We start from the raw sequence: 5,385 nt of genomic DNA, 5'->3' as shown, positions 1-5,385 counted from the left end.
CCGGCGCGCGCCGGATCGAGGTCGGGTGCGGCCCCATGCGCCGCCATGCCTTGCCACACCGCGTTGGAGACGGTGACGCAGTTGCCGCCGAGCCCGAGCGAGAAGGGCACGATGGTCTCGGACGCAAGCGGCGTGAGGCCGAGGCTGCAGGCGAGCGGCATCGGCCCCAGCATATGGGCGACATCGAAATGGCCGATGGCGATGCGGTCGCGAATGTTGGCCCAGGAGGTCTCGCGATGCAGCTTGAGTTCGATGCCCTCGCGAGCGGCAAAGCCCATCTCGCCGGTCGCGACCAGAACGGCGCTGTCGAAAAGGGGCATGAAGCCGGCGGTGATCTCGTGCGCAGCAGTCATGCTCATTCGCCCTCCAGCGGACCCAGCAGCCCCGCCGCCGTCACCAGGCTTTGGGCGATATCGGCGATCTTGCGGTTCTGGTTCATCGCGGTCTTGCGCAGAAGCGCGTAGGCAGCCTCCTCGCTCAAGCCGCGCGACTTCATCAATATGCCCTTGGCCCGATCGATGACCTTGCGGTTCTCGAGCTCGCTTCGCGCCTCCTCCAGTTCGCGCGCCATGCGCGAGAAGGCATTGAAGCGGCTGATGGCCATGTCGAGGATCGGCTTGATGCGTTCCTTCTTCAGCCCGTCGACCACATAGGCGGACACACCGGCATCGACGGCCGCCTCGATCGAGGCCTGGTCTGAGCGGTCGACGAACATGGCGATCGGCCGTTTCACCGCGCGCGAAAGCTGGAACATGTTCTCCAGCATGTCGCGGTTGGGATTTTCGAGATCGATGACGATGACATCCGGCTCGATCTCGGCAATGCGCCTGGCGATACCGGCCACGTCGTGGACCACGGTGACATGGCGATGGCCGGCGTCCCGCAATCCGGCCTCGATGATCGAGGCACGGATGCGGTTCTCGTCGATAACAAGGATGGTCAACGAACCGGCGGACATGCGCCTATTGTGCAGCCGGACCAGAATTGTGCAATGCGGCAATGCTGTCCGAGGCGAAGTTTGCCGCGCCCATGCGCCTTTTGTGAAATCCAGGTATTTGGGCCTGCGGATTTTCGAAGATACCCCGTTCGCTGGCCCAAAATGGTCAAAAACGTATCAGTCGGCGCGGCGTGGCGAGGTGGCGGTCATCCCTGGTCGCCGTTATCCTGTCCCTAGATGAGCCAAACAAACGGCCGCGGTTCGAAGGCTGAAGCACCCCGACAGCCTCCGGGAGGAAGCATGGGACCCGATCTGGAAGTCATACAGATAAGGCCTGGCGAGTCATTCGCGGTGAAATGGCATGGCTATCCGTACCATACGGTGCGCTGGCATTTTCATCCCGAATACGAACTGCATCAGATCGTCGCGACCAAGGGCCGCTATTTCGTCGGCGACTTCATCGGCGAATTCGAGATCGGCAATCTCGTGCTGGCCGGTCCCAACCTGCCGCACAACTGGATCAGCGAGGTTCCAGAAGGCCAGTCCGTTCCGCTGCGCTGCAGGCTGATCCAGTTCAGCGAGGAATTCATCGGCGGCGCGATCTCGACCTTTCCCGAGCTTAGCGCTGTTTCCCCGCTGCTCGACCTCTCGCGGCGCGGCGTCCTGTTCAGCAAGGGAGTGAGCAGGGAGGTCATGCCGTTGATGGCGGAGATCACGCATGCCTATGGCGTGCACCGGATCAGCCTTTTCATGTCGATCATGGAAGCGCTGAGCCGCGAGAGCGCGCCGCGCGTGCTCGCCAGCGAAAACTATGTGCCGGATCCATCGGGATACATGTCGGCGGGCATGAACCAGGCGCTCGCCTATATCCGCGAGAACCTGACCCAGCAATTCAACGAAGGCGATCTTGCCGCGATCGCCGGGCAGACGCCGAGCGCGTTTTCGCGCTCGTTCCGCAAGCACACCGGCATGTCGCTGCTGCAATACATCAAGCGCCTGCGCATCAATCTCGCCTGTCAGATCCTGATGAGCGACGAGCAGGCGCAGATCTCGGACATCTGCTTCGAGGTCGGCTTCAACAATCTGTCGAACTTCAATCGCCAGTTCCTGGCCGAGAAGGGCATGCCGCCTTCGCAGTTCAGACGATTGGTTGCAGACAATTTCGCGGCCGCGCGCGCCGCATAGAAAGGAGTTCGGGAGGAGAAACAAGCCTTAAACAATAGCCAAGATCAAGCGATGGATCGCGCAAGCGAACCAACGACGGACGAGTATTGCCTCGTGTCATGCCAGCGGGAGGAAGCCGTGAGGCTGCTGCACGAGTTCGTTAGACTTCCGATCGGACAGCGCGAGCAGACATCCGCGGCCCGGCATCGGGGGTCCGTTCACAACAACGGGAATGGAGAAGACCTTATGTCCAGATATATGTCCAGACTGACTGCGGCCGCCTTGGCCGTCTCGGGCCTCGCTCTCGGCGCGACCTTTGCCAACGCGCAGGATATCGCCGGTTCCACGGTCGCGTTTCTGATGCCCGACCAGGGCTCGACGCGTTACGAAGAGCATGACCATCCAGGGTTCGTCGCCGAAATGAAGAAACTCTGCGACAGCTGCAAGGTGCTCTATCTCAACGCCGACGCCGACGTCACCAAGCAGCAACAGCAGTTCAACTCGGTCATCACCCAGGGCGCCAAGGTTGTCGTGCTCGACCCGGTCGACTCCGCGGCGGCGGCATCGCTGGTGCACAATGCGCAGGCTCAGGGCGTCAAGGTCATCGCCTATGACCGTCCGATCCCCACCACCAAGGCCGATTTCTACGTGTCATTCGACAACAAGGCCATCGGCAAGGCGATCGCCGCCTCGCTGGTGGAGCATCTCAAGGCCAAGGGCGTGTCGAGCGACGGCGATGTCGGCGTGCTGCAGATCAACGGCTCTCCGACCGACGCCGCGGCCGGCCTGATCAAGGACGGTATCCACGACGGCCTCAAGACCGGCAGCTACAAGACGCTCGCCGAGTTCGACACGCCGAACTGGGCGCCGTCGAATGCCCAGCAATGGGCGGCGGGGCAGATCTCGCGCTTCGGCAACAAGATCGTCGGCGTGGTCGCCGCCAATGACGGCACGGGCGGCGGCGCCATCGCGGCGTTCAAGGCCGCCGGCGTCGATCCGGTGCCGCCGGTGACGGGCAACGATGCCACGATCGCCGCCTTGCAGCTCGTTATTGCCGGCGACCAGTACAACACTATCTCCAAGCCTAGCGAAATCGTCGCCGCGGCCGCGGCGAACGTTGCGGTGCAGCTTCTCAAGGGCGAGACTCCGAAAGCCGAGACGACGCTCTACGACACGCCCTCGCAGCTCTTCGTGCCGGCGGTGGTGACGCAGGAGAACCTCAAGGCCGAGATCATCGACAAGAAGATCCAGACCGCCGCGCAGCTCTGCACCGACCGCTACGCCGAAGGCTGCAAGAAGCTCGGCATCGAATAAGGAGCAATGCCGCTCCGGCGGCATTGTCTCCAGAGCGATGCGGCGCAAGCCGTATCGTCTCCAAAGCGATGCGGCACACGCCGTGTCGCATGCGATACGCTCGGCACGTCGCCAAGGCGACAGCCGGGCTTGTCCGGCCGCTACCTCCTGGCGGCCGGACATACCGACCAAATGCGGGAAGAGAGACAGGCCATGGCAATACCCGATACGCCCTCCACGACAAGTCGGCCGCCGGTGCTCAGCCTGCGCGGCATCTCGAAGAATTTCGGCGCCGTGTCGGCCCTCACCGATGTCGATCTCGACATCAATGCCGGCGAGATCGTGGCCCTGGTCGGGGACAACGGCGCAGGCAAGTCGACGCTGGTGAAGATCCTTGCCGGCGCACACATGCCGAGTTCGGGCTCGATTACTTTCGATAGCCAGCCGGTGACGCTAGCCAATCCCGCCGCGGCGCTGAAGCTCGGCATCGCGACAGTCTTCCAGGATCTGGCGCTCTGCGAGAACCTCGACGTCGTGGCCAACATCTTCCTCGGCCGCGAGCTTCATCCCCTTCGCCTCGACGAAGTCTCGATGGAGGTCCGCGCCTGGACCCTGCTCAAGGAATTGTCCGCGCGGATCCCCAGCGTGCGCGAACCAGTGGCGTCGCTCTCGGGCGGGCAGCGGCAGACGGTGGCGATCGCCCGCTCGCTGCTGATGGAGCCGAGGGTCATTCTCCTCGACGAGCCGACAGCGGCGCTCGGCGTCGCGCAGACGGCCGAGGTGCTGAACCTCATCGAGCGCGTGCGGGATCGCGGGCTGGGTGTCGTCATGATCAGCCACAACATGGAGGACGTGCGCGCCGTCGCCGACCGCATCGTGGTGCTGAGGCTCGGCCGCAACAACGGCATCTTCCTGCCCGGCGCATCCAACCAGGAACTGGTGACCGCGATAACCGGCGCCGACGACAACGCCGTCTCGCGGCGCGGCAGGCGTACAGCCGAGAAGGTGCAGGGAGAGCAGCCATGACGACGGCTTCCGATCGAAATCCCGGCGCGCTGCTCGATCGCAGCGACGAGCGGCTGAAGGACCGCAGCGGCGCGAAGGGCGCCATCAGGGGCTTTCTCGACCGCGTCCGCTCCGGCGATCTGGGATCGCTGCCCGTGGTCGTCGGACTGGTGCTGATCTGCACGATCTTCCAGACGCTCAACCCGGTATTCCTGTCGCCGAACAACCTGGTCAATCTTTTGTTCGACTGCTCGACGGTCGGCATCATCTCGCTCGGCATCGTCTGCGTGCTGATGGTGGGCGAGATCGACCTGTCCGTCGGCTCCGTCAGCGGCCTGGCTTCGGCGCTGCTCGGCGTGCTGTGGGTGCAGTGGGGCTGGCCGGTCGCGCTTGCCATCCTCGCGGCCATGGCGGTCGGGTTCGTGACCGGCTGCGTCTATGCGCTGCTGCTCAACCGGCTCGGGATGCCCAGCTTCGTGTCGACGCTTTCGGGCCTGCTCGCCTTCCTAGGGCTGCAGCTCTACATCCTCGGCCCGACCGGCTCGATCAACCTGCCCTACGATTCGCCGCTGGTGAATTTCGGCCAGCTGCTGGTGATGCCGCATTGGGTGTCGTACACGCTAGCGGTGGTACCCGGCGTGCTCGCTTTGCTGCTCGGCTACCGCAAGGCGCAGCGCCGCCAGGCCGCCGGATTGTCGTCGCGCTCGTTCGGCGGGCTATTGCTCCAGGCCGTCGCGATCACGGTCGCGCTCGAACTGGTGACCTACTATCTCAACCAGTCGCGCGGCGTGCCCTGGATGTTCGCCCTGTTCGTCGGCCTGGTCGTGGCGATGAACTACGCGCTGAAGCGGACCCAGTGGGGCCGCTCCATGACCGCGGTCGGCGGCAACCGCGAGGCGGCGCGCCGCGCCGGCATCAATGTGCGCCTGATCTACGCCAGCGCCTTCGCGCTCTGCGCCACGCTGGCTGCCACCGGCGGGCTGCTG

The 5,385-nt window shown here is 64.2% G+C and carries 6 protein-coding genes; 4 read left to right on the top strand and 2 right to left on the bottom strand.

Annotated elements, in window-relative coordinates; translation table 11 throughout:
- Together DH10_RS35700 and DH10_RS35695 are read right to left on the bottom strand one after the other, a co-directional pair.
- Positions 1-353, bottom strand: a 353-nt coding sequence (locus tag DH10_RS35700; protein WP_192385942.1) for an ABC transporter substrate-binding protein, incomplete at its 3' end; no start/stop codon positions are given.
- 2 nt (positions 354-355) lie between these two features.
- Positions 356-958 (bottom strand): ANTAR domain-containing response regulator, encoded by a 603-nt coding sequence (locus DH10_RS35695; RefSeq protein ID WP_192243485.1) that lies wholly within the window; start codon positions 956-958, stop codon positions 356-358.
- Positions 959-1,237: 279 nt separating this feature from the next.
- Here DH10_RS35695 and DH10_RS35690 point away from each other — a divergent pair, with 279 nt between their 5' ends.
- The 4 genes from DH10_RS35690 to DH10_RS35675 form a co-directional block, all read left to right on the top strand.
- Complete coding sequence (locus DH10_RS35690; RefSeq protein ID WP_192243483.1) at positions 1,238-2,122, top strand: AraC family transcriptional regulator; 885 nt, start codon at positions 1,238-1,240, stop codon at positions 2,120-2,122.
- A gap of 225 nt (positions 2,123-2,347) precedes the next feature.
- Positions 2,348-3,415, top strand: coding sequence for an ABC transporter substrate-binding protein (locus DH10_RS35685; RefSeq protein ID WP_192243481.1), 1,068 nt, complete (start codon positions 2,348-2,350; stop codon positions 3,413-3,415).
- Between the two features lie 192 nt (positions 3,416-3,607).
- Positions 3,608-4,420: an ATP-binding cassette domain-containing protein gene (locus tag DH10_RS35680; RefSeq protein ID WP_192243479.1), complete on the top strand. Its 813-nt coding sequence runs from the start codon at positions 3,608-3,610 to the stop codon at positions 4,418-4,420.
- The coding region (locus DH10_RS35675; protein ID WP_192385941.1) for a sugar ABC transporter permease at positions 4,417-5,385 on the top strand (969 nt) is incomplete at its 3' end. The genes DH10_RS35680 and DH10_RS35675, both read left to right, overlap by 4 nt.

The organism is Mesorhizobium silamurunense, assembly GCF_014843825.1.
Taxonomy (GTDB): Bacteria; Pseudomonadota; Alphaproteobacteria; order Rhizobiales; family Rhizobiaceae; genus Mesorhizobium; species Mesorhizobium silamurunense.
This window is presented reverse-complemented; position numbering and strand designations above follow the sequence as displayed.